24 protein-coding genes are annotated in these 22783 nt (G+C 36.8%); 21 read left to right on the top strand and 3 right to left on the bottom strand.

Annotated features, from left to right (window positions below):
- The first annotated feature begins 99 nt into the window (after positions 1-99).
- From NST14_RS20825 to NST14_RS20740, 18 genes are all read left to right on the top strand, one after another.
- Positions 100-2172 (top strand): sigma-54 interaction domain-containing protein, encoded by a 2073-nt coding sequence (locus NST14_RS20825; protein ID WP_000811008.1) that lies wholly within the window; start codon positions 100-102, stop codon positions 2170-2172.
- Positions 2173-2367: 195 nt separating this feature from the next.
- Positions 2368-3267: a phosphate butyryltransferase gene (gene yqiS, locus NST14_RS20820; protein WP_000763079.1), complete on the top strand. Its 900-nt coding sequence runs from the start codon at positions 2368-2370 to the stop codon at positions 3265-3267.
- 34 nt (positions 3268-3301) lie between these two features.
- A complete protein-coding gene (locus NST14_RS20815) occupies positions 3302-4402 on the top strand; it encodes a leucine dehydrogenase (RefSeq protein ID WP_001162675.1) in 1101 nt (366 codons plus the stop codon).
- An 87-nt stretch (positions 4403-4489) separates the two neighbouring features.
- Entirely contained in the window at positions 4490-5593 is a 1104-nt protein-coding gene (gene buk, locus NST14_RS20810) for a butyrate kinase (protein ID WP_000115774.1), read from the top strand.
- Between the two features lie 4 nt (positions 5594-5597).
- Entirely contained in the window at positions 5598-7019 is a 1422-nt protein-coding gene (gene lpdA, locus NST14_RS20805) for a dihydrolipoyl dehydrogenase (RefSeq protein ID WP_001051291.1), read from the top strand.
- Between the two features lie 27 nt (positions 7020-7046).
- On the top strand, positions 7047-8048 hold the full coding sequence (gene bfmBAA / locus NST14_RS20800; protein WP_000852555.1) for a 3-methyl-2-oxobutanoate dehydrogenase subunit alpha: 1002 nt from the start codon (positions 7047-7049) through the stop codon (positions 8046-8048).
- Positions 8049-8061: 13 nt separating this feature from the next.
- Complete coding sequence (gene bfmBAB / locus NST14_RS20795) at positions 8062-9045, top strand: 3-methyl-2-oxobutanoate dehydrogenase subunit beta (protein WP_000290076.1); 984 nt, start codon at positions 8062-8064, stop codon at positions 9043-9045.
- A gap of 15 nt (positions 9046-9060) precedes the next feature.
- Complete coding sequence (locus tag NST14_RS20790; RefSeq protein ID WP_229143023.1) at positions 9061-10380, top strand: dihydrolipoamide acetyltransferase family protein; 1320 nt, start codon at positions 9061-9063, stop codon at positions 10378-10380.
- A 341-nt stretch (positions 10381-10721) separates the two neighbouring features.
- Positions 10722-11900 (top strand): FtsW/RodA/SpoVE family cell cycle protein, encoded by a 1179-nt coding sequence (locus NST14_RS20785; RefSeq protein ID WP_000831200.1) that lies wholly within the window; start codon positions 10722-10724, stop codon positions 11898-11900.
- Positions 11901-12005: 105 nt separating this feature from the next.
- Positions 12006-12710 (top strand): DUF421 domain-containing protein, encoded by a 705-nt coding sequence (locus NST14_RS20780; RefSeq protein ID WP_000550968.1) that lies wholly within the window; start codon positions 12006-12008, stop codon positions 12708-12710.
- 69 nt (positions 12711-12779) lie between these two features.
- On the top strand, positions 12780-13238 hold the full coding sequence (locus NST14_RS20775; protein WP_000542556.1) for an NUDIX hydrolase: 459 nt from the start codon (positions 12780-12782) through the stop codon (positions 13236-13238).
- Between the two features lie 143 nt (positions 13239-13381).
- Positions 13382-13795, top strand: coding sequence for a BrxA/BrxB family bacilliredoxin (locus NST14_RS20770; protein ID WP_001998211.1), 414 nt, complete (start codon positions 13382-13384; stop codon positions 13793-13795).
- A 304-nt stretch (positions 13796-14099) separates the two neighbouring features.
- Positions 14100-14879, top strand: coding sequence for a transporter substrate-binding domain-containing protein (locus NST14_RS20765; RefSeq protein ID WP_000735475.1), 780 nt, complete (start codon positions 14100-14102; stop codon positions 14877-14879).
- Positions 14880-14915: 36 nt separating this feature from the next.
- Complete coding sequence (locus tag NST14_RS20760; RefSeq protein ID WP_001046921.1) at positions 14916-15575, top strand: amino acid ABC transporter permease; 660 nt, start codon at positions 14916-14918, stop codon at positions 15573-15575.
- Entirely contained in the window at positions 15568-16290 is a 723-nt protein-coding gene (locus NST14_RS20755) for an amino acid ABC transporter ATP-binding protein (protein WP_000590218.1), read from the top strand. The genes NST14_RS20760 and NST14_RS20755 overlap by 8 nt, the downstream gene beginning before the upstream one ends.
- A 100-nt stretch (positions 16291-16390) precedes the next feature.
- Positions 16391-17359 carry an aromatic acid exporter family protein gene (locus NST14_RS20750; protein WP_000472680.1) on the top strand — a complete coding sequence of 323 codons (969 nt, stop codon included), beginning with the start codon at positions 16391-16393 and terminating at the stop codon, positions 17357-17359.
- Between the two features lie 16 nt (positions 17360-17375).
- Complete coding sequence (locus NST14_RS20745; RefSeq protein WP_001146558.1) at positions 17376-17936, top strand: L,D-transpeptidase; 561 nt, start codon at positions 17376-17378, stop codon at positions 17934-17936.
- A gap of 66 nt (positions 17937-18002) precedes the next feature.
- Positions 18003-18242, top strand: coding sequence for a DUF3894 domain-containing protein (locus NST14_RS20740; protein WP_000281163.1), 240 nt, complete (start codon positions 18003-18005; stop codon positions 18240-18242).
- Between the two features lie 72 nt (positions 18243-18314).
- On the opposite strand, the gene prli42 is transcribed toward NST14_RS20740, so the two are convergent.
- Positions 18315-18407 (bottom strand): stressosome-associated protein Prli42, encoded by a 93-nt coding sequence (gene prli42, locus NST14_RS20735; RefSeq protein ID WP_000549038.1) that lies wholly within the window; start codon positions 18405-18407, stop codon positions 18315-18317.
- A gap of 190 nt (positions 18408-18597) precedes the next feature.
- On the opposite strand from prli42, the gene NST14_RS20730 reads away from it, so the two are divergent.
- Entirely contained in the window at positions 18598-19143 is a 546-nt protein-coding gene (locus NST14_RS20730; protein WP_001993297.1) for a GNAT family N-acetyltransferase, read from the top strand.
- A gap of 127 nt (positions 19144-19270) precedes the next feature.
- On the top strand, positions 19271-20389 hold the full coding sequence (locus tag NST14_RS20725) for a tripeptidase T (RefSeq protein ID WP_000609811.1): 1119 nt from the start codon (positions 19271-19273) through the stop codon (positions 20387-20389).
- A 43-nt stretch (positions 20390-20432) separates the two neighbouring features.
- On the opposite strand, the gene NST14_RS20720 is transcribed toward NST14_RS20725, so the two are convergent.
- Positions 20433-20633: a hypothetical protein gene (locus NST14_RS20720; RefSeq protein WP_000842869.1), complete on the bottom strand. Its 201-nt coding sequence runs from the start codon at positions 20631-20633 to the stop codon at positions 20433-20435.
- Positions 20634-20777: 144 nt separating this feature from the next.
- Here NST14_RS20720 and NST14_RS20715 point away from each other — a divergent pair, with 144 nt between their 5' ends.
- The gene (locus tag NST14_RS20715) at positions 20778-22016 is read left to right on the top strand and encodes a DNA polymerase IV (protein WP_229143022.1); all 1239 of its coding nucleotides are present in this window, start codon (positions 20778-20780) and stop codon (positions 22014-22016) included.
- Between the two features lie 41 nt (positions 22017-22057).
- Here the strand turns inward: NST14_RS20715 and NST14_RS20710 are convergent, their stop codons facing one another.
- Entirely contained in the window at positions 22058-22759 is a 702-nt protein-coding gene (locus NST14_RS20710) for an MgtC/SapB family protein (RefSeq protein WP_229143021.1), read from the bottom strand.
- Between the last annotated feature and the right edge of the window lie 24 nt (positions 22760-22783).

The following is a 22783-nucleotide window of genomic DNA, read 5'->3' as shown; positions in this document are numbered from 1 at the left end:
TGATGTTATATGAAAAGGGGGTTTGTCAAGAGGGGGCTGAACGAGTAAGATAAGGGTGTGAAAAATTTTGCAGAGATACTCCGAGAGGAAGTGTAATATATGAAACAAAAAGTTTTAATTGTTGGTGCAGGTGAAGGTGGTAGTACACTGCTGCGTCTGTTACAGAGTTCGAATATATTTCAAATTATAGGGATTATTGATATAAATCCGATAGCAAAAGGGTTACAGATGGCAAAGGAATACGGGATTGCAATTGGAGAGAGTGTGACTCCGTTTCTTTCTATGCACATTGATGTAATGTTTGATATGACAGGTGACGATGATTTACATAAAGATTTATTAAAGAAAAAGCATAAAGATACTCTTCTTATACCAGGTGATATTGCAAAAATTGTTACGAGATTAGCACATGAGAAGGAAAATTTAATTGGGAAGTTAGAAGAGCAGACGCAGCAAGGCGATTTAATTTTAAACTCTACGCATGACGGTATGATAGTGATTGATCAAGAAGGACAAGTTCGCCTATTCAATAAAAGTGCAGAACGTATTATCGGATATAAAAAAGAAGATGCGGTAGGGAAATATATTTTAGAAGTTATTCCGACTAGTAAGTTGCTTCGTATTATACGTACGAAACAAATAGAAGTAAATTATGAACTGACGCTTGAGAATGGAAAGAAAATTATTACAACCCGTATTCCAATATTAAAAGAGGGAGGAGAAGTGCAAGGGGCATTTGCGATTTTTAAAGATATAACAGAGGTTGTAGATCTTGCGGAAGAAGTTACAGATTTAAAGGAGATTCAAACGTTACTTGAGGCGATTATTAACTCGTCTGAGGAAGCCATTTCGGTCGTGGATGAAAAAGGTCGAGGGTTAGTAATTAACCCTGCATATACGAAATTAACAGGTTTAACAGAAGAGGACATTATTGGAAAGCCGGCTACAACTGATATTGTAGAAGGTGAAAGTATGCATATGAAAGTACTTCGAACGCGTAGGGCGGTACGAGGCATACATATGAAAATCGGACAAAAAAAGCGAGATGTAATTGTAAACGTAGCACCAGTTATTGTGGATGGAATATTGAAAGGGAGCGTCGGTGTAATTCGCGACGTATCAGAAATTCAAAAATTAACAAATGAATTGAATAGAGCAAGGCAAATTATTCGAACGTTAGAAGCGAAATATTCATTTGATGACATTGTCGGAAATTCAGATGAAACAACGGCTGCTATTGAACAGGCGAAACTGGGGGCGAATACACCAGCAACAGTGTTGTTACGCGGGGAGTCAGGGACAGGTAAAGAATTGTTTGCGCATGCTATCCATAATGGAAGTAATCGGAAATATAATAAGTTTGTTCGTGTAAATTGTGCAGCTATTTCGGAGACGTTGTTAGAAAGTGAATTGTTTGGTTATGAGGAAGGGGCGTTTTCTGGCGCGAAAAGAGGGGGAAAACGTGGATTCTTTGAGGAAGCGAATAACGGCAGCATCTTTTTAGATGAAATAGGGGAACTATCTGCAAATACGCAAGCGAAACTCCTTCGCGTTTTGCAAGAGAAAGAAATTGTAAAAGTTGGTGGAACGAAAGCGATCCCTATCAATGTCAGAGTAATTGCAGCGACGCACGTGAATTTAGAAAAAGCCATTCTAGAAGGGAAGTTTAGGGAGGATTTATATTATCGATTAAATAAAATTCCAATTCAAATCCCATCTCTTCGTCAGCGTAAAGGGGATATACCGGCAATCGCAGACAGATTAATTCAAAAAATCAACCAAGATTATGGCCGAAATATAGAGGGGCTCACTAATTCTGCTATTTCATATTTACAATCATATGAATGGCCAGGGAATGTGAGGGAACTTGAAAATATTTTGGGGAGAGCTATTATCTTTATGAATTATAACGAGACCTATATTGATGTACAACATTTACCGCCATTACATAACGAAGAGCAAGTGGAGTCAAAACAAGCTCATTTATTGCCTGAGTTAGAAGAAAAGCCACTTGAGCATTTAGTGACGGAGTTTGAAGGGAATATCATTCATGAATATTTAGAGAGATTTGGTGGAAATAAAACACAAACAGCAAGAGCGTTAGGAATTTCGGTTCGAAATTTATATTACAAGCTAGAAAAGTATGAGTGTGCAAAAAATAGCATGCAATAAATTGCGTACCGTGCAATTTATTGCATGGTATACAAAAAGCGACAAAATAAGACAGAATCTTTTGTTATTTTCCAAAGTATTGATTTTACTGTGTTTTGAATGCGTTTTCATTATTGGTAAGACCACTTTTGAAAGTTGGCACGGTATTTGCTTAATAAAAAGACGAGGGACGACGGAAAGGGTTGATTACAAAATATGAAGTTAGAACACTTAATTGATCAAGCGGCAGGCCAGCCTAAAAAAACTGTGGCTGTAGCAGTAGCTGAAGATCATGAAGTAATTGAAGCTGTAGCGAAAGCAATTACATTACAGCTAGCTCAATTTCGTCTATATGGAAATCAAGAAAAAATAATGGGGATGCTACAAGAACATAGTTTACAAACTTCAGAACATATTGAAGTGATTGCAACACAGTCAAGTGCTGAGGCTGCAGAACTTTCTGTTAAAGCTGTAAGAAATGGCGAAGCAGATGTGCTTATGAAGGGGAACATCCCAACAGCAAATATTTTGAAGGCTGTATTAAATAAAGAGTGGGGACTTCGTAAAGGTAGCGTACTTTCACACGTTGCAGCATTTGAAGTTCCAAACTACAATCGTCTCATTTTTGTTACAGATGCAGCGATGAACATTGCACCTGATGTAACACAAAAAGCTGCTATTATACAAAATACTGTAGAAGTTGCCCGGGCAATAGGAATTGATTTGCCGAAGGTAGCACCAATTGCAGCGGTAGAGGTTGTGAATCCTGCGATGCAAGCGACAATTGATGCAGCGATGTTAACTCAAATGAATCGCCGCGGACAAATTAAAAATTGTGTCGTTGATGGACCACTTGCTTTAGATAATGCAGTATCACAAATTGCAGCAGAACATAAAGGCATAGTAAGTGATGTAGCAGGTAAGGCAGACATTTTACTCGTCCCAACAATTGAAGCTGGAAATGTACTATATAAATCACTCGTATACTTTGCGGATGCAAAAGTAGGAGCAATGATTGCTGGCGCAAAAGCACCGATTGTTTTAACATCTCGTGCTGATTCAGCAGAAACAAAAGTATATTCATTAGCATTGGCAGTTGCCACTGCTTCAAAATAAACCAAATAGGGTAAAACATTAGGGGGAAACGACAATGGCATTAGAAATCTTCGAATACTTAGAAAAATATGATTATGAGCAAGTAGTATTTTGTCAAGATAAAGAATCAGGTTTAAAAGCAATCATTGCAATTCATGATACAACACTTGGACCTGCTCTTGGTGGAACAAGAATGTGGACATATGATTCTGAAGAAGCGGCGATTGAAGATGCATTGCGTCTTGCAAAAGGGATGACATACAAAAACGCAGCAGCTGGTTTAAACTTAGGTGGTGCGAAAACAGTAATTATCGGTGATCCACGTAAAGATAAGAGCGAAGCAATGTTCCGTGCATTAGGTCGTTATATTCAAGGACTAAACGGACGTTACATTACAGCTGAAGATGTTGGTACAACAGTAGATGATATGGATATTATCCACGAAGAAACTGACTTTGTAACAGGTATTTCACCATCATTCGGTTCTTCTGGTAACCCATCTCCAGTAACTGCATACGGTGTTTATCGTGGTATGAAAGCTGCTGCGAAAGAGGCTTTCGGTACTGATAATTTAGAAGGAAAAGTAATTGCTGTTCAAGGTGTTGGTAACGTAGCATATCACCTATGCAAACATTTACACGCTGAAGGCGCAAAACTAATCGTTACAGATATTAATAAAGAAGCTGTACAACGTGCAGTAGAAGAATTCGGTGCAACAGCAGTTGAGCCAAATGAAATTTACGGTGTTGAATGTGATATTTACGCACCATGTGCATTAGGCGCAACAGTTAATGACGAAACTATTCCACAACTTAAAGCAAAAGTAATTGCAGGTTCTGCAAATAACCAATTAAAAGAAGATCGTCACGGCGACATCATTCATGAAATGGGTATTGTATACGCACCAGACTATGTAATTAATGCAGGTGGCGTAATTAACGTAGCAGACGAGTTATATGGATACAATAGAGAACGCGCATTAAAACGCGTAGAATCAATTTATGACACAATTGCAAAAGTAATCGAAATTTCAAAACGCGATGGCATTGCAACTTATGTAGCAGCTGATCGTCTAGCTGAAGAGCGCATTGCAAGCTTGAAAAACTCTCGTAGCACATACTTACGCAACGGTCACGACATTATTAGCCGTCGCTAATCATTCATATATTACTTTTACAAAAGGTGTGGTTACCTCTTATGAGGTTTCCACTTCCTTTTGAATTTATTAGTGGAGGTAGCAACAGTGTCTGTAAATCGAATTCTTGTTATTAATCCGGGTAGTACATCCACAAAAATTGGTGTTTTTGATAATGAAAGACCCGTTTTAGAAGAAACTATTCGTCATGACGAAGAACAGATTGGAAAATATAAGCGAATTATCGACCAATATGAGTTTCGTAAAGAAACGATCTTAGAAGTTCTACATTCTCACGGTATTAACATTTCAAAATTAAACGCAGTTTGTGGCCGTGGGGGATTACTTCGTCCAATCGAAGGCGGAACATACACAGTAAACGATGCGATGTTAGAAGATTTAAAAAATGGTTTTAGCGGTCATCACGCTTCAAACCTTGGGGGCATTTTAGCATATGAAATAGCTTCTGGATTAAATATTCCGGCATTCATTGTAGACCCTGTCGTTGTAGATGAAATGGAGCCTATTGCTCGTATAAGTGGTATTGCTGGTATGGAACGCAAAAGTATTTTCCATGCATTAAATCAAAAAGCAGTTGCTCGTAAAGTAGCTGAACAGTTAAATCACAAATATGAGGATTTAAATTTATTAGTTACACATATGGGCGGAGGTATTACAGTTGGTGCTCATAAAAAAGGAAGAGTAATCGATGTAAATAACGGTTTAAACGGAGAAGGCCCATTTAGTCCAGAGCGCGCTGGTACAGTACCAGTAGGGCAACTAGTAGAAATGTGTTTCTCTGGTGAGTATTACCGAGATGAAATGATAAAAAAACTTGTCGGACAAGGTGGACTTGTAAGTCTTATCGGTACAAATGATGCGATTAAAGTAGAACAAATGGTTGAAAAAGGTGATCCTGAAGCAACTCTTATTTATAAAGCTATGGCATATCAAGTTGCAAAAGAGATTGGCGGAGCTAGCGCTGTACTTCACGGGAAAATCGATGCAATCGTATTAACTGGTGGACTTGCTTACAGTAAAATCCTTGTTGATGAAATAAAAGAACGAGTAGACTGGATTGCAGATGTTATCGTACATCCAGGAGAAGATGAATTACAAGCATTAGCAGAAGGGGCACTTCGTGTACTACGTGAAGAAGAAGCTCCAAAAGAATATATTGTACGTGAAAAAGAAACGGTAGCTAGGGGTTGAGATAATGGCAAAAGAATATGATTTAGTCATCGTTGGCGGCGGTACTGGTGGATATGTTGCTGCAATTCGTGCATCACAACTAGGGTTAAAAACTGCACTTGTTGAAAAAGAAAATCTTGGTGGTACTTGTTTACACAAAGGATGTATTCCTAGTAAAGCCCTTTTACGTAGTGCGGAAGTATACGCAACTGCTAAAAAAAGCGAAGAGTTCGGAGTTATTGCAAGTAATGTAGAACTAAACTTTGCGAAAGTACAAGAGCGTAAAGAGAAGATTGTAACGCAACTTCATAAAGGTGTTCAGCACTTAATGAAACAAGGTAAAATTGATGTGTTTGAAGGTATTGGCCGTATTCTTGGCCCATCTATTTTCTCTCCGATGCCAGGGACAATTTCAGTTGAACTTGCAAGTGGAGAAGAGAATGAAATGTTAATTCCAAAAAATGTACTTATTGCAACAGGTTCTCGTCCGAATTCATTACCAGGTTTAGAATTAGACGGAGAGTATGTAATGTCCTCCGATCATGCCCTAAAAATGGAAACGCTTCCTAGCTCGATTATTATCGTTGGTGGCGGTGTAATTGGTATTGAGTGGGCATCTATGCTTGCTGACTTCGGTGTAGAAGTTACAGTATTAGAGTATGCGAAAACGATACTACCACTAGAAGACCAAGACGTTTCAAAAGAAATGCAACGTCTATTCAAGAAAAAAGGTATTAAAGTGGTAACTGGTGCAAAAGTATTACCAGAAACATTGGTAAAAGATAATGGAGTAACAATTCAAGCTGAACATAACGGTGAGAATAAAGAATTTAAAGCAGAAAAAATGCTTGTATCTGTAGGACGACAAGCCAATACGCAAAATATTGGTTTAGAGAATACGGATATCGTTGTGGAAAAAGGATACATTCAAACAAATGAGTTTTATCAAACGAAAGAATCTCATATTTACGCAATCGGTGATGTAATTGGTGGCTTACAGCTTGCTCACGTTGCTTCTCATGAAGGAATTGTTGCAGTAGAACATATTGCTGGTAAAGAAGTTACACCAATTGATTATTCTATGGTATCAAAATGCGTATATAGCAGTCCGGAAGTTGCTTCTGTCGGTTTAACAGAACAAGAAGCGAAAGAAAAAGGCTATAAGCTAAAAGTAGGTAAGTTCTCATTCCGTGCAATCGGAAAAGCGCTTGTATACGGCGAATCAGATGGTTTCGTAAAACTTGTAGTTGATGAAGAAACAAATGATATTCTCGGTGTTCATATGATTGGACCGCATGTAACAGATATGATTTCTGAAGCGGGTCTTGCAAGAGTACTTGATGCAACACCTTGGGAAGTAGCACATACAATTCATCCGCATCCATCATTATCTGAGGCGATTGGTGAAGCAGCATTAGCTGTAGATGGAAAAGCGTTACACGCATAAAAATGTGGATTTAGGAGGTTATGAAAAATGGCAGAAGTAAAAGAAAAGCGCCATGAAGAGCTTGGCTTAAGTGATGAGCAAGTATTAGAAATGTTCCGTACGATGTTACTTGCACGTAAAATCGACGAACGTATGTGGTTATTAAACCGTGCTGGTAAAATTCCATTCGTAATTTCTTGTCAAGGACAAGAGGCAGCACAAGTTGGAGCAGCATTTGCTCTTGATAGAGAGAAAGATTATGCATTACCATACTACCGTGATATGGGTGTTGTACTAGCGTTTGGTATGACAGCGAAAGAACTGATGCTATCTGGTTTCGCGAAAGCTGGAGATCCAAACTCTGGTGGTCGTCAAATGCCTGGTCACTTCGGTCAAAAGAAAAATCGTATTGTGACAGGTTCATCTCCAGTAACAACGCAAGTACCACATGCAGTTGGTATTGCATTAGCTGGAAAAATGGAAAAGAAAGATTTAGTAACGTTTGTTACATTCGGTGAAGGTTCTTCCAACCAAGGTGATTTCCATGAAGGTGCAAACTTTGCTGGCGTACACAAGTTACCTGTTATTTTTATGTGTGAAAATAATAAATACGCAATCTCTATTCCAGTTGAAAAACAATTAGCATGTAAAAATGTATCAGACCGTGCAATTGGATATGGTATGCCTGGATATACAGTAGACGGAAACGATCCGCTTGCAGTATATAAAGCTGTAAAAGAAGCAGCAGACCGTGGCCGCCGTGGTGAAGGTCCAACTTTAATTGAAACAGTATCATATCGTTTAACAGCACATTCAAGTGACGATGATGATCGCGTTTATCGTGATAAAGAAGAAGTAGAAGAAGCGAAGAAAAATGATTCAATTGTAACATTTGCTGCTTATTTAAAAGAGGTTGGCGTGTTAACTGAGGAATCAGAAAAACAAATGTTAGACGAAATTATGCATATCGTAAACGAAGCAACAGAATATGCAGAAAATGCTCCGTATGCAGCACCTGAAGATGCATTGAAGCACGTATACGCAGAATAGGGGGGAACGTTTCATGGCTGTAATGTCTTATATTGATGCTATTACATTAGCAATGCGCGAGGAAATGGAACGCGATGAGAAAGTATTCGTTTTAGGTGAAGATGTTGGTAAAAAAGGTGGCGTATTTAAAGCGACACACGGATTATATGATCAATTTGGTGAAGATCGTGCGCTAGATACACCACTTGCAGAATCTGCAATCGCTGGGGTTGCAATTGGTGCAGCAATGTATGGAATGCGTCCAATCGCTGAAATGCAGTTTGCGGATTTCATCATGCCAGCAGTAAACCAAATTGTTTCTGAGGCAGCAAAAATTCGTTACCGTTCTAATAATGATTGGACTTGTCCAATCACAGTTCGTGCGCCATTTGGCGGCGGTGTTCACGGTGCATTGTATCATTCGCAATCTGTAGAAGCGATGTTTGCAAACCAACCTGGTTTAAAAATCGTTATCCCTTCTACACCATATGATGCAAAAGGCTTACTAAAAGCTGCAATTCGTGATGAAGATCCAGTATTATTCTTTGAGCATAAACGTGCATATCGCTTAATTAAAGGTGAAGTGCCAGAAGATGATTATGTATTACCAATCGGAAAAGCAGATGTAAAACGTGAAGGTGATGATATTACTGTTATCACATACGGATTATGTGTTCATTTTGCTCTTCAAGCAGCTGAAAAGTTAGCGCAAGATGGCATCTCTGCACATATTCTTGATTTACGTACTGTATATCCATTAGATAAAGAAGCAATCATTGAAGCAGCTTCTAAAACAGGTAAAGTTCTTCTTGTAACAGAAGACAATAAAGAAGGAAGTATTATGAGTGAAGTGGCAGCAATTATCGCTGAAAACTGTCTATTTGATTTAGATGCACCAATTGCGCGTCTTGCAGGTCCAGACGTTCCAGCAATGCCATATGCACCAACAATGGAAAAATTCTTTATGGTAAATCCAGATAAAGTTGAAAAAGCAATGCGTGAACTTGCGGAATTTTAATCGGGGGGACTATACATGGCTGTAGAAAATATTACAATGCCTCAGCTCGGGGAGAGCGTTACAGAGGGTACAATTAGTAAATGGCTCGTTAATGTTGGCGATCACGTAAACAAATATGATCCGCTTGCAGAAGTAATGACTGATAAAGTAAATGCTGAAGTACCATCTTCTTTCACTGGTATTGTGAAAGAGTTGATCGCTGGTGAAGGTGATACGTTAGCTGTAGGTGAAGTAGTTTGTGTGATTCAAGTAGAAGGCGCAGATGAAGTAGCAGCAACAGCTGTTGAGGAAAAAACAAAAGAAGAACCAAAGGCAGAAGTAGCTACGCCTGAAAAAGCACCGAAAGCAAAACAACCAACTGATGGAAAACCTCGTTTTTCACCAGCTGTGTTAAAACTTGCAGGTGAACATAACGTTGATTTAGATCTAGTAGAAGGTACGGGAGCAAACGGCCGTATCACTCGTAAAGATATTTTAAAGCTAGTGGAATCAGGAAATATTCCGCAAGCAGGTACGGCGAAGAAAGAGGAAGCGGTAGCGGCAGTAGTAGAAGCGCGTCCGGAAGCACCAAAAGCAGCGCCAGTAGCACAAAAAGTAGAAGCTGCGAAACCAGTTTCTGTACCAACAATGCCTGGCGATATCGAAATTCCAGTAACAGGTGTACGTAAAGCAATCGCAGCGAACATGTTACGTAGTAAACACGAAGCGCCACACGCTTGGATGATGATTGAAGTAGATGTGACAAACCTTGTGTCATACCGTAATTCAATTAAAGGTGATTTCAAAAAACGCGAAGGCTTTAACTTAACATTCTTTGCTTTCTTCGTAAAAGCAGTAGCACAAGCGTTAAAAGAGTATCCTCAAATTAATTCAATGTGGGCTGGCGATAAAATCGTTCAGAAGAAAGATATTAACCTTTCTATCGCTGTTGCGACAGAGGACGAACTATTTGTACCAGTAATTAAACACGCGGACGAGAAGACAATTAAAGGTATCGCTCGTGAAATTACAGAACTTGCAGGAAAAGTACGTACGAAATCGTTAAAAGCGGACGAAATGCAAGGCGGAACATTTACAATTAATAACACAGGATCATTCGGTTCTGTTCAATCTATGGGTATTATTAATTACCCACAAGCGGCTATTTTACAAGTTGAATCAATTGTAAAACGCCCAGTAATTATGGAAAATGGTATGTTCGGTGCTCGCGACATGGTTAACTTATGTTTATCACTTGATCACCGTGTACTAGATGGTTTAATTTGTGGTAAGTTCTTAGGACGTGTAAAAGAAATTTTAGAAAATACGTCAGAAAATAATACATCTGTATATTAAATAAAAAGCTCGCTTATGCGAGCTTTTTATCATCTTATTTCTTCATCTACATCCTACTATATGTATAATACCTTTCCCAGTAATCTTACAATGAACCATTATGTATTAGGAATTTATGAAAATACATTGCTGATATATGGTATATGGATATAAAATAAGAAAAGAATAATTTTTTTGGCAAATCTTACTGACGAAACTGTAGTATAATATATTGTATTGTATGAAAAAGAGAGTTATTCTATATAAGTGTTTTATAGATAATGTGTAATCAGTCGTCAAAACATGAAGAATGTTGACTCCTGGTTTTTTATTTTGCTGTAACAATGTTTCAGGAGGATGTCATGAAAAGAAGTACCGAGTTTCTAAAAAGTTTAGATGTAAAATTAATTTTAATTTTGTTAGCATTATGTGTTACAAGTATAGCTGCTATATATAGCAGTCAGCAAACTGGCCAATATGGAGAGGCAAACTTTGCGATGAAACAAGGTTTGAACTACATAATTGGGGTTGTATTGTTATTGCTTGTTGCAAGCATCGACTTAGATCAATTACAAAAATTGTCTTGGCCACTTTATATCGTTGGATTTGCTTCACTTATTCTTTTGAAAATACTACCGGTTTCCAATTTCACACCTGAAAAATTAGGTGCAAAAAGATGGTTTGTATTTCCGTTAGTTGGACAAATTCAGCCATCTGAGTTTTTCAAAATTTCATTGCTTCTCGTAGTAGCAAGTATAGCAGTGAAACATAATGCGCAGTATATGGCAAGGACATTTCAAACGGACTTAAAATTAGTAGGTAAAATTATGCTAGTATCCCTCCCGCCTATGGCTGTTGTATATAGCCAACCGGATACGGGGATGGTGTTCTTATACGCTGCTGCCATTGCATGTATTTTATTTATGTCAGGTATTCAGAAGAAATTGATAGCGTTATGTACAGTTATTCCAGTCACCATACTATCCACGTTAATATTTATTTACGTAAGGTATGAGGATTTCTTCTTTAATAAGTTAGTTACGCTACTAAAACCGCACCAACAATCACGTATTTTAGGTTGGTTAGATCCATTTGAACATACAGATCAAGGTTATCAAACACAGCAATCAATTTTAGCTGTAGGTAGTGGCGGTATGGAAGGGAAAGGGTTTGGCGAAGGGAATGTTTATATCCCTGAGAAGCATACAGACTTTATTTTCGCTACAATTGCCGAAGAAGGTGGATTTATCGTAGCAGCGTTAGTTGTATTCTTGTTCTTATTACTACTATATAGAACAATTATTATCGGTTATTCTGCTGATAATTTATTCGGTACATTATTATGTGCTGGGTCAATTGGGATATTAACGGTTCAAATATTCCAAAATATCGGTATGATTGTTGGATTAATGCCTGTAAAAGGGATTGCATTACCTTTCTTATCGTATGGGGGAAGTTCCTTGTTCTCGAATATGATTATGATGGGTCTCATATTATCGGTACGAAAAACGTATAAAAAGTATATGTTTTCCGTTAAGTAAAAAAAGCTGGTTCGTTTTTAAACGAACCAGCTTTTTTACATATATACTCATAAACGTTGCAAACTAAAACAGACTAGCAGTTTAGGATGTAAGGAGTGCAAAGTGATGCATATGCATATTTTTGAGGGAGCACGGCATCTTTCTAATAGTGAATGGGTTATTCGGGCTATTATAGCATACATATTTTTAATATTAGTTGCGAAAGCGATGGGGCAAAGGTCCATCGCACAACTTCGCTTTTTAGATGTTGTATTGGTGTTATTGCTTGGCGGGAATATTTCTAACGCATTGTCTGATGAAAAAGTAGGATTAATGGGCTCGATGATTACAACGTTTATACTCGTTGTACTTCATATTATAAGTTCAGTTTTAATGTTGAAATGGGATAGATGGAGACGCTTTTTAGAGCCAGCACCTATCATTCTTATACACAACGGCTCCATTGATTTTAGCAATTTGAAAAAAGCGAGAATTACCGTGGAATATTTATTTTCAGAACTTCGTATGCGAAATGTGAGCGATATTCAAACAATCAAATTAGCATTATGGGAAGCGAACGGTGTCGTTTCTATATTTCGGTATCCAGAATATGAGGCAGTTTCCCGACTTGATCTAAAAGTGGCGGGAAAAAAATCTCCAGTTTCTTTTGTATTAGTAAAGGATGGGAGCATTCAGCAAGATGTTCTTGCTTTATTAGGGAAAACAGAAGAATGGGCGAGAGAATTTCTAGAGAAAAACGCAGAAGTTGAATCCATTTTGTTAGCTACAGTAGATGAAACACATAAAATAAATATTTTGTTAAAAAAATGAAAAATATACGCATTTTGTCGTTTCATACATATGATACAATAGTGTGGACAACGAAAAAGGAGGGATACGATGGGATATGTAGAAGAATTACGGAAAATAGTTGGTCATCGCCCTTTAATTTTAGTTGGTGCTGTTGTACTCGTTATAAATGAAAATAGATATGTATTATTACAACAAAGAACAGAGCCTTACGGAAAATGGGGGCTGCCTGGTGGATTAATGGAGCTTAGTGAATCACCAGAAGAAACTGCTTTTCGTGAAGTATACGAAGAAACAGGAATAAAGGTGAAGAACCTACGATTAATCAATGTGTTTTCTGGAGCGAACTATTTTACAAAATTAGCAAACGGTGATGAATTTCAATCTGTAACGACCGCTTATTATACGGACGAATACGATGGAGATTTTGTTATGAACAAAGAAGAAGCGGTTCAGCTTAAATTCTTCCCACTAACAGAACTACCTGACTATATTGTTGGGTCGCATAAAAAAATGATTGCTGAATATATGAAGATTATGGAAAAGTGACAAAAAGGTGTTAGAACAGGGTTCTAACACCTTTTCTATATCCAAATACAAGTAAACTTACTTGTATTTCATAAACATTAACTGGTAAGATACAAATAGGTAGTTTTAGAGGAGGGAAAAGATTGATTAATTTTAACTTTTTTATGAATGATGTTGTCCGCCAAGCGCGTGAAGAGATTGTCTCTGCTGGATATACAGAATTGACGACGCCAGAAGCAGTAGACGAAGCGTTTAAAAGAAATGGAACAACACTTGTAATGGTAAACTCTGTATGTGGTTGTGCAGGCGGTATTGCTCGTCCTGCTGCTGCGCATTCTGTACATTATGATAAACGTCCTAACCACCTTGTAACGGTGTTTGCAGGTCAAGATAAAGAAGCGACAGCAAGAGCTCGTGAATATTTCGAAGGGTATCCACCATCTTCTCCATCATTTGCTTTATTAAAAGATGGAAAAATTGTAACGATGGTAGAGCGTCATGAAATTGAAGGTCATGAACCGATGCAAGTTATTGCAAAACTACAATCGTATTTCGAAGAGAATTGCGAAGAACTATAATCAGTGGAGGTGGTTCATCCCAACTGATTATAAGTCCTTATAAAAATAAATGAAAAGGCGGTACGTCCACACTCAAGTGGATGTACCGCCTTTTTTATTTCGTATTAAAATTTGTGGGATATGCATAGTTTTGTTGTTTTATGCAACTTTTCATACATGGATAACTGTGTTTTAACTTGTTTTAACTCGTTTTATATTTATTTTTATTTTATATATTGCATAAAAATAAAAGTGCTGATACAATACAAACATCGAATAAATATTCTATTAAACTTTTAAATATACATTATTAGGGGGAAGAAAGATGAAGAAGTTATTATCAATATCGTTTGCACTTATTTTAATTGTAAGTATGTTCAGTGCTTGTAGTAATGGGGAAGAAAAGGCTACTGGAAAAAATAAAAAAGTACTCGTTATGGGGACTTCAGCAGATTATAAACCATATGAATACGTAGAAGCTTCAAAGAGTGATGAAATTATCGGCTTTGATGTTGATGTTGCTAAATATATCGGAAAAGAACTTGGTTATGAAGTGAAAGTGAAAGATATGGATTTTGGTGGTTTATTAGCATCTCTTAGCTCAGGAAAAGTTGATTTCGTAATGGCAGGTATGACGCCAACTGCAGAGCGTAAAAATAATGTTGATTTCACAGATATTTACTTTGTTGCGAAAAACATGGTCGTTTCTAAAAAGGACTCTAACATTCAATCTGTAGAGGATTTAAAAGGGAAAAAAGTAGGGGTACAAACAGGATCTATTCAAGAAGAGAAAGCAGCAGAATTTAAAAAACAAGTAGATTTCAAAGTTGAGGGACGTGACCGTATACCAGAAATCGTACAAGAAATTAAAGCTGGTCGTTTTGATGCTGCAATTATAGAAGACACAGTTGCTAAAAATTATTTAGAGAAAATGAAAGAGTTACAAGGAATTGAAATTAAAGAAGCTCCAGAAGAAGTTGGAGCAGCAATTGCCCTTCCGAAAAACAGTGATAAAACAGCTGAATTTAATAAAGTAATTAAAAAAATGCAAGAAAATGGAGAAATGGATAAATTAGTGAAGAAATGGTTTGGCAGCGAAAAATAAGCTGCCTTTCACTTTTCTGTGAGGGGAATGAAAAGAATGAACTTAGATTTTTCGGCGATTACGCCTTCGATACCGTATATATTAAAAGGTCTAGAAGTTACTTTGAAAATTGTAGCAGTATCAGCTTTAGCTGGGTTTCTTTTAGGGACGTTATTAGCACTTTGCAAAATTGCTAGAATACGAGCATTAAATATAGCAGCAGATCTTTATACATCAATTTTCCGTGGTACACCACTTGTATTGCAATTAATGATTATTTATTTCGGTGTCCCGCAAATAATTGGTTATGAAATACCGGCATTCTTAGCAGCTGTACTTGCATTTAGCTTAAATTCAGGTGCATATATGTCAGAAGTAATCCGTGCCGGCATTCAAGCGGTTGATAAAGGACAAACAGAAGCAGCGATGGCTTTAGGAATTCCATACGGAAAAATGATGCGAAATATCATTTTTCCTCAAGCTTTAAAAAATATATTACCGGCACTTGTAAACGAGTTTGCGACACTTACGAAAGAATCGGCTGTAGTAACAGTAATAGGAGCAACGGATTTAATGCGTCGTGCTTATATCGTAGGCGGGGAGACTTTTAAATACCTTGAACCATTACTTTTTGTTGGACTCATTTATTATATGCTAGTCATTATTCTTACATTAGTCGGGAAGGCAATTGAAGGGAGAATGAAGAAAAGTGATTAAAATTGAAAACCTTCATAAATCATTTGGAAAAAACGAAGTATTAAAAGGAATTACAACAACGATTGAAAAAGGGGAAGTAGTAGCAATTATTGGACCGTCTGGATCAGGAAAATCAACATTTTTACGTTGTATGAATGTGTTAGAAGCACCGACAAATGGTCACATTTGGATTGGAACGGAAGAAGTAACGAATCCAAAAACGAATATTATGCACGTTCGTGAAAATGTCGGAATGGTATTTCAGCATTTTCACCTATTTCCTCATATGACTGTATTAGAAAATATTACGTATGCTCCTATCAATGTAAAAGGAGTAACGAAACAAGAAGCTGAAAAGAAAGCCGAAAAACTGTTAGAAAAGGTCGGCTTATTAGATAAAAAAGATACGTATCCAAATCGTCTTTCGGGAGGACAAAAGCAACGTGTAGCAATTGCAAGAGCGTTAGCAATGGAACCAGAAGTAATGTTATTTGATGAACCGACATCAGCACTAGATCCAGAGATGGTAAAAGAAGTGTTAGAAGTTATGAAATCATTAGTTACGACAGGAATGACAATGGCGATTGTTACACATGAAATGGGATTTGCAAAAGAAGTAGCAGATCGTGTTCTCTTTTTAGATGGTGGAAAGCTTGTAGAAGATAGTGCGCCAGCAGAATTTTTTGCAGCACCGAAAAGTGAGCGTGCGCAACAATTTTTACAAAAGATATTGTAATATGTAAAGGTTACGTGAATAATAAGTAGAAAAGGATGACATTGTGTCATCCTTTTTTTATACTAACTGTAAATACGTTTATACATATAGGAGCAATGCTATGTTCAAAATTGGATACCGTACAGTAAAAACAGCAATAGGGACAGGCGCAGCCGTTTTTATTGCACAGTTATTAGGGTTGGAATTTTATAGTTCAGCGGGTATTTTAGTTATATTATGCGTACAAAATACGAAACGTAAATCACTTCAAGTGTCGTTACACCGTTTTTTAGCCTGTGTATTATCAATGGTGTTCGCGTTTTGTATTTTTGAAACAATTGGATATACACCACTAGCAATTAGCGTACTATTACTTACATTTATTCCGACTGCAGTCATGTTTAAAATTCAAGAAGGTATTGTTACGAGTTCAGTTATTGTGATGCATCTATATTCATTGAAACAAATTACATGGCTTATTGTTGGGAATGAAATTGCGATATTAACGATAGGGATTAGCGTGGCTCTATTAGTAAATATGTATATGCCAAGTAGTGAAAATAAGCTAAAAGAGTATCAAGGTAAAATAGAAAATAATTTTAAAACGATTTTGTTTGAAATGGTTGTATATTTACGAAACCGAGAAAGTAGTTGGAGCGGGGCAGAACTTATTGAAACTGAACAGATGCTAAATGAAGCTAGAGATTTATCGTTTAAGAAACTTGAGAATGCATTTATGCGAGAAGATGACTATTACTATCGCTATTTCAATATGCGTATGCAACAATTCGAAATTTTAGAGCGAATGATTCCGTTAGCAGCTTCTTTATCATGGACATATGAACAAGCGGACATGATTGCGGATGTGGTTGAAAACATTGGAAATGCTATTAGCCCTCAGAGTACCGGGGTTATTTCTTTAAGGCAGCTTCAAGAAATGCGAGAATTATTTAGAGATATGCCATTGCCGGCTACACGTGAAGAATTTGAGATACGTGCGAAACTTGTTCAACTTGTATACGAAATGGAACAATATTTACTCATTAAAAGTCGCTTTAAAGGAAAGGATAATATAAAAGAACTTATATAGAAGGTAGGAATTATCTATGCCGTATCTTCTCTCTTTCCTATTATGTCTTTCTTTATCGCCTATTTGGCCTCTTGGTGATAATCCGCGTGCCGGTGATCCTTTCATTATTGTAAATAAAGCGACGAATAAACTAGCTTATATTGACGATGGAAAGATTCAAAAGGTTTTTCCAGTCGCGACAGGAAAAACAAATGAATTAACCCCAGAGGGAACTTTTGATATTGTAATGAAAGCAAAGGACCCATATTATATTGCGAAGAATATTCCTGGGGGGTCACCGAAAAATCCACTTGGATCTAGGTGGATGGGATTTAATGCAAGAGGAACTGATGGGAGTAAATATGGAATACATGGAACAAACCAACCGAGTTCAATTGGAAAGTATATTTCACAAGGATGTATAAGAATGAAGAAAAATGATGTGGAATATTTATTTGATCGCATTCCAATTGGAACGAAAGTATGGATTGTAAAATCGAAAAAGTCATTTCAGCAATTGGCAAAAGAAAAAGGAGCCATTGCATATGAAAAAGTCAACGAAAAAGTTGGCTTTTTCTATTGTAATAAGTTGTCTTGACATGTGTACATAACCATGCGTTAATGAGAGTATAAAAAGATAAAATGAGATAAAGGGGTTGCTCATATGTACTTGAATCCAAAACTTTCGTATATGCAGTTTTTTATGGGATTTCTATTTATTATTACATTCATATTGGCAACTTTTAATATATGTTCTTATCTTGTAGCGATTGTATGTATGGCATTACTTAATCTTACTTTTGTTATTGGGGCATTTCAGCAGAAACAATATACAAGTTTTGTGATAGCACTTGTAATGTCATTTTTCTTTAGTATTGTAGCGATTGTGCTTTACATAAAATAAACCATCTCGATTTCGAAATGGTTTATTTTATTATGTGTAAAAAGTAAAAAAAGGACGAACAGATCGTCCTTTTTACCAAAACATACTTGCGCCAGCAAGTAATGTTGTTACAAGCATAGAAATTAGCATTACATAAATCATAACTTTTTGAGCTTTTTTATGCATCGTTAAACCTCCTTGCAAATCAGTACAATATCATTGTAACGAGAAATGATATTGTGGACAAGAGGGAGAGAAATGACAAAATTCGAGAAGTGTGTGTAAAGTATAACAGGAAATTTGTATGTACATAGAGAATATATAAGAATGATAGGGTATAAGTTTTTTGTTATGCAAGCTGAAGAATGGAGATACGATGATGAAAATATATGAAACAAATCGTTTACATTTAAGGGAAATTGATGAGTCGTATGCTGAAAAAGTTCTTCAATATTACGACAGAAATCGTGAATTTTTAAAAGCCTGGGAAGAGTATAGACCGGATGATTTTTTTACGTTAGATTATCAAAAGAAAAAGTTACAAAAGGATAGAAAAGAGATCGCAGAAGGTAAAATCATCAGACTTTGGATTTTTAAAAAAGGTGATGATACGAAAATAATTGGATGTATTTCATTTAATTTAATTGTTCGTGGAATTTACCAATCTTGTGTACTCGGCTATAAATTAGATAAGGAAGAGTTAAACAAAGGTTATACGACAGAAGCGCTTAGAAAAGCGATTCAAGTTGCTTTTGAGGAATTTCAATTACATCGTATAGAAGCACCGATTATGCCACGAAATTTAGCATCTATACAAGTCGTAACGAAGATAGGTTTTCAGTATGAGGGCGTGTCTAGGAAGATGTTAATGGTTAATGGAGTGTGGGAAGATCATATGCGCTGGGTATTGTTAAATGAGTAATAGAAAGCAGATGGTTATCTAGACATATAAACCGTCTGTTTTTTGTCTTGTATTTCGAAACTTTTGCGAAATTCTGTTATAATTAATAGTGTTACATACATAATGGTAGTGCAGGAGGCGCAGTCTTATGATTAATCAAGAACGTTTAGTAAATGAATTTATGGAGTTAGTACAAGTAGATTCTGAAACGAAATTTGAAGCAGAAATTTGCAAAGTATTAACAAAGAAATTTACAGATTTAGGTGTAGAAGTATTTGAAGATGATACAATGGCTGTTACTGGGCATGGCGCAGGTAACTTAATTTGTACATTACCAGCAACAAAAGATGGTGTTGATACAATTTACTTTACTTCTCATATGGATACAGTAGTTCCTGGTAATGGAATTAAGCCTTCTATTAAAGATGGATATATCGTATCAGATGGTACTACGATTTTAGGGGCGGATGATAAAGCGGGATTAGCATCCATGTTCGAAGCAATCCGTGTTTTAAAAGAAAAAAATATCCCTCATGGTACAATTGAATTTATTATTACAGTTGGAGAAGAATCTGGTCTTGTTGGTGCAAAAGCATTAGATCGTGAGCGCATTACAGCGAAATATGGTTACGCGTTAGATAGCGATGGGAAAGTTGGCGAAATCGTTGTTGCAGCTCCAACACAAGCGAAAGTGAACGCGATTATTCGCGGGAAAACAGCTCATGCTGGTGTAGCACCAGAAAAAGGTGTATCTGCAATTACTATCGCAGCGAAAGCAATTGCGAAAATGCCACTTGGTCGTATTGATTCTGAAACAACTGCAAATATTGGACGTTTTGAAGGTGGTACACAAACGAATATCGTTTGCGATCATGTACAAATCTTTGCAGAAGCGCGTTCTTTAATCAATGAAAAAATGGAAGTACAAGTTGCGAAAATGAAAGAAGCATTTGAAACAACTGCAAAAGAAATGGGCGGCCAAGCAGATGTTGAAGTAAAGGTTATGTATCCAGGATTTAAATTTGCTGATGGCGATCATGTTGTAGAAGTTGCAAAACGCGCAGCTGAAAAAATTGGTCGTACACCTTCTCTTCACCAAAGTGGTGGCGGAAGTGATGCAAACGTAATTGCTGGACACGGAATTCCAACAGTTAACTTAGCAGTTGGTTATGAAGAAATTCATACAACAAACGAAAAGATTCCTGTTGAAGAATTAGCGAAAACAGCAGAATTAGTTGTTGCAATCATAGAGGAAGTAGCGAAATAATATAACAAAAAAGCGTGTAAATCAATTGTGATTTACACGCTTTTTACTTTGATTCGATTGCTTTTACAAGGCGGATAAGCCAATACAAGAAAATCCATGGCAGTATGTAAGTTGTTACTACATGGACTAGACGAGGAAAGAAACCAGCTATGTTTATATCAAATATAGGAAGAAGTAAATAATTGATTGCGACGATTAGTATAATTATGAGAAACGTATAATTGAGTTTATCAGTTGATTTCATAATAATCACCCCTAATTACAAAAATATCCACTTCATTTAAATTATAGCAATAAATATGATGGAAAAGAACAAGTAATAATTATAATTATTGTGCAAAATTTGCTATAATAAAAGAACGAACGTTCTGATTAGGGGGTGAGTACTATGCGAGAAATGTATCCAAAAAAAGGTCGTGTTATTTTACATGTAGATATGAATTGTTTTTTCGCATCTGTTGAAATTGCTCATGACTCATCGTTACAAGGGAAGCCGTTAGCGGTTGCTGGAAATGAAAAAGAAAGAAAAGGAATTATCATAACATGTAGTTATGAGGCGAGAGAATATGGAATACGTACAACGATGCCACTTTGGGAAGCGAAAAGGTTATGTCCGCAATTAATTGTAAGGCGCCCTAATTTTACATTATATCGCGAAGCTTCATTTCAAATGTTTCAAATTCTTTCCCGTTTTACGGAAAAAATACAACCAGTCTCAATAGATGAGGGGTATTTAGATATTACAGACTGTTACGCACTCGGTTCACCTCTTGAAATAGCAAAGATGATTCAGCAGGCGTTATTAACAGAATTGCAGCTTCCGTGTAGCATCGGGATTGCTCCGAACCTTTTCTTAGCAAAAACAGCTTCTGATATGAAAAAGCCTCTCGGTATTACCGTGCTCCGAAAACGAGATATTCCAGAAATGATTTGGCCACTTCCGGTTGGAGCGATGCATGGAATTGGAGAAAAAACAGCTGAGAAATTAAAAGATATTCATATACAAACAATTGAACAGTTAGCAAAAGGAAATGAACATATCATTCGCGCTAAAATTGGAAAGCATGGTGTTGATTTACAAAGAAGGGCAAAAGGTGTGGATGATAGAGAAGTTGATCCGAGTCAAATGGGACAACATAAAAGCGTTGGTAATTCGATGACTTTTTCAAAGGATATGGATGAAGAAAAAGAATTACTTGATATGTTAGAAAGGCTATCAAAATCAGTGAGTAAAAGATTACAAAAGCGAACTCTTGTCAGCTATAATATTCAAATTATGATTAAATATCATGATAGGCGGACAGTAACGAGAAGTAAGCAATTGAAAAATGCCATTTGGGAAGAACGAGATATTTTTCAAGCGGCCTCTCGTTTATGGAAGCAACATTGGGATGGCGATTCCGTTCGTTTATTAGGTGTTACAGCTACTGAAATAGAGTGGAAGACTGAATCGGTGAAGCAATTAGATTTGTTTTCATTTGAAGAAGATGCGAAAGAAGAGCCGCTACTTGCTGTCATTGATCAAATTAATGATAAGTATGGAATGCCGCTTTTACAACGAGGTAGTCAATTATTACGTAAGCAAGAAAAGTCTTTTCAGCAACAATTAGAAAATAAGTTTATGTAGAAGGTGTCATGAAGCTGTAAATATCATGACACCTTTTATGTTCAACTTGCTTCTAAATCTAATAAAGTTTTCCAACCAGCTGCAGTAACGCCAGATTCTAATAGCATTCTGCTCACTATTTTTTCAATTAAGACTGCTGTATTTGTGTTGCAGTGTAATGTCGCTTGTATACATACTTTTTGATTAGAATCTACGTCTTCACTATACAATTCTTTTAAACCAATGCCTTCAGAACTTACCATATGCATAAGTAAAAAACGAATATGGGCTTCATGTTCTTCTGAACAAGTGAGAGAAAGTAAGTAGTTCGTTTGTTCAGGTGATTCTTCTTTTGATTTCTGATTCATAAAGAGAGCGATTGGGCGAAGTAGTATGTTTGCTAGTAAAACACCAGCTGCACCTAATATAGCTGCAATGAGGAAAGCAGCGCCTGTAAGAGTACCAACAGCAGCTGCGCACCATAGGGTAGCCGCAGTATTAAGCCCCCTAATACTAAAACCATCGCGGATAATAACGCCGCCTCCTAAAAAAACAATCCCACTGACGACTTGAGAGGCAATACGTGAAGGGCTAGCATCGTGATCAATCATGACGGATAATAAAACAAATATACAGGCACCAAGTGATACGAGAGCATTTGTCCGTAGCCCAGCCATCCTATGTCTCCATTGTCGTTCCATTCCGATGCAAGCACCTACAATAATTGCAATAAATAATCTTAGTACAATGTCATACCATACCATCATGGTCACCTCCATACATATAAG

This window comes from Bacillus sp. FSL W8-0519, from assembly GCF_038005585.1.
GTDB lineage: Bacteria > Bacillota > Bacilli > Bacillales > Bacillaceae_G > Bacillus_A > Bacillus_A paranthracis.
This window is presented reverse-complemented; position numbering and strand designations above follow the sequence as displayed.

What these genes read in the sequence shown, in the direction of transcription:
- NST14_RS20825 (WP_000811008.1), top strand. Translation starts at nt 100, where the DNA reads ATGAAACAAAAAGTTTTAATTGTTGGTGCAGGTGAAGGTGGTAGTACA.
- yqiS (WP_000763079.1), top strand. Translation starts at nt 2,368, where the DNA reads ATGAAGTTAGAACACTTAATTGATCAAGCGGCAGGCCAGCCTAAAAAA.
- NST14_RS20815 (WP_001162675.1), top strand. Translation starts at nt 3,302, where the DNA reads ATGGCATTAGAAATCTTCGAATACTTAGAAAAATATGATTATGAGCAA.
- lpdA (WP_001051291.1), top strand. Translation starts at nt 5,598, where the DNA reads ATGGCAAAAGAATATGATTTAGTCATCGTTGGCGGCGGTACTGGTGGA.
- bfmBAA (WP_000852555.1), top strand. Translation starts at nt 7,047, where the DNA reads ATGGCAGAAGTAAAAGAAAAGCGCCATGAAGAGCTTGGCTTAAGTGAT.
- bfmBAB (WP_000290076.1), top strand. Translation starts at nt 8,062, where the DNA reads ATGGCTGTAATGTCTTATATTGATGCTATTACATTAGCAATGCGCGAG.
- NST14_RS20790 (WP_229143023.1), top strand. Translation starts at nt 9,061, where the DNA reads ATGGCTGTAGAAAATATTACAATGCCTCAGCTCGGGGAGAGCGTTACA.
- NST14_RS20785 (WP_000831200.1), top strand. Translation starts at nt 10,722, where the DNA reads ATGAAAAGAAGTACCGAGTTTCTAAAAAGTTTAGATGTAAAATTAATT.
- NST14_RS20780 (WP_000550968.1), top strand. Translation starts at nt 12,006, where the DNA reads ATGCATATGCATATTTTTGAGGGAGCACGGCATCTTTCTAATAGTGAA.
- NST14_RS20775 (WP_000542556.1), top strand. Translation starts at nt 12,780, where the DNA reads ATGGGATATGTAGAAGAATTACGGAAAATAGTTGGTCATCGCCCTTTA.
- NST14_RS20770 (WP_001998211.1), top strand. Translation starts at nt 13,382, where the DNA reads ATGAATGATGTTGTCCGCCAAGCGCGTGAAGAGATTGTCTCTGCTGGA.
- NST14_RS20765 (WP_000735475.1), top strand. Translation starts at nt 14,100, where the DNA reads ATGAAGAAGTTATTATCAATATCGTTTGCACTTATTTTAATTGTAAGT.
- NST14_RS20760 (WP_001046921.1), top strand. Translation starts at nt 14,916, where the DNA reads ATGAACTTAGATTTTTCGGCGATTACGCCTTCGATACCGTATATATTA.
- NST14_RS20750 (WP_000472680.1), top strand. Translation starts at nt 16,391, where the DNA reads ATGTTCAAAATTGGATACCGTACAGTAAAAACAGCAATAGGGACAGGC.
- NST14_RS20745 (WP_001146558.1), top strand. Translation starts at nt 17,376, where the DNA reads ATGCCGTATCTTCTCTCTTTCCTATTATGTCTTTCTTTATCGCCTATT.
- NST14_RS20740 (WP_000281163.1), top strand. Translation starts at nt 18,003, where the DNA reads ATGTACTTGAATCCAAAACTTTCGTATATGCAGTTTTTTATGGGATTT.
- prli42 (WP_000549038.1), bottom strand. Translation starts at nt 18,407, where the DNA reads ATGCATAAAAAAGCTCAAAAAGTTATGATTTATGTAATGCTAATTTCT.
- NST14_RS20730 (WP_001993297.1), top strand. Translation starts at nt 18,598, where the DNA reads ATGATGAAAATATATGAAACAAATCGTTTACATTTAAGGGAAATTGAT.
- NST14_RS20725 (WP_000609811.1), top strand. Translation starts at nt 19,271, where the DNA reads ATGATTAATCAAGAACGTTTAGTAAATGAATTTATGGAGTTAGTACAA.
- NST14_RS20720 (WP_000842869.1), bottom strand. Translation starts at nt 20,633, where the DNA reads ATGAAATCAACTGATAAACTCAATTATACGTTTCTCATAATTATACTA.
- NST14_RS20715 (WP_229143022.1), top strand. Translation starts at nt 20,778, where the DNA reads ATGCGAGAAATGTATCCAAAAAAAGGTCGTGTTATTTTACATGTAGAT.
- NST14_RS20710 (WP_229143021.1), bottom strand. Translation starts at nt 22,759, where the DNA reads ATGGTATGGTATGACATTGTACTAAGATTATTTATTGCAATTATTGTA.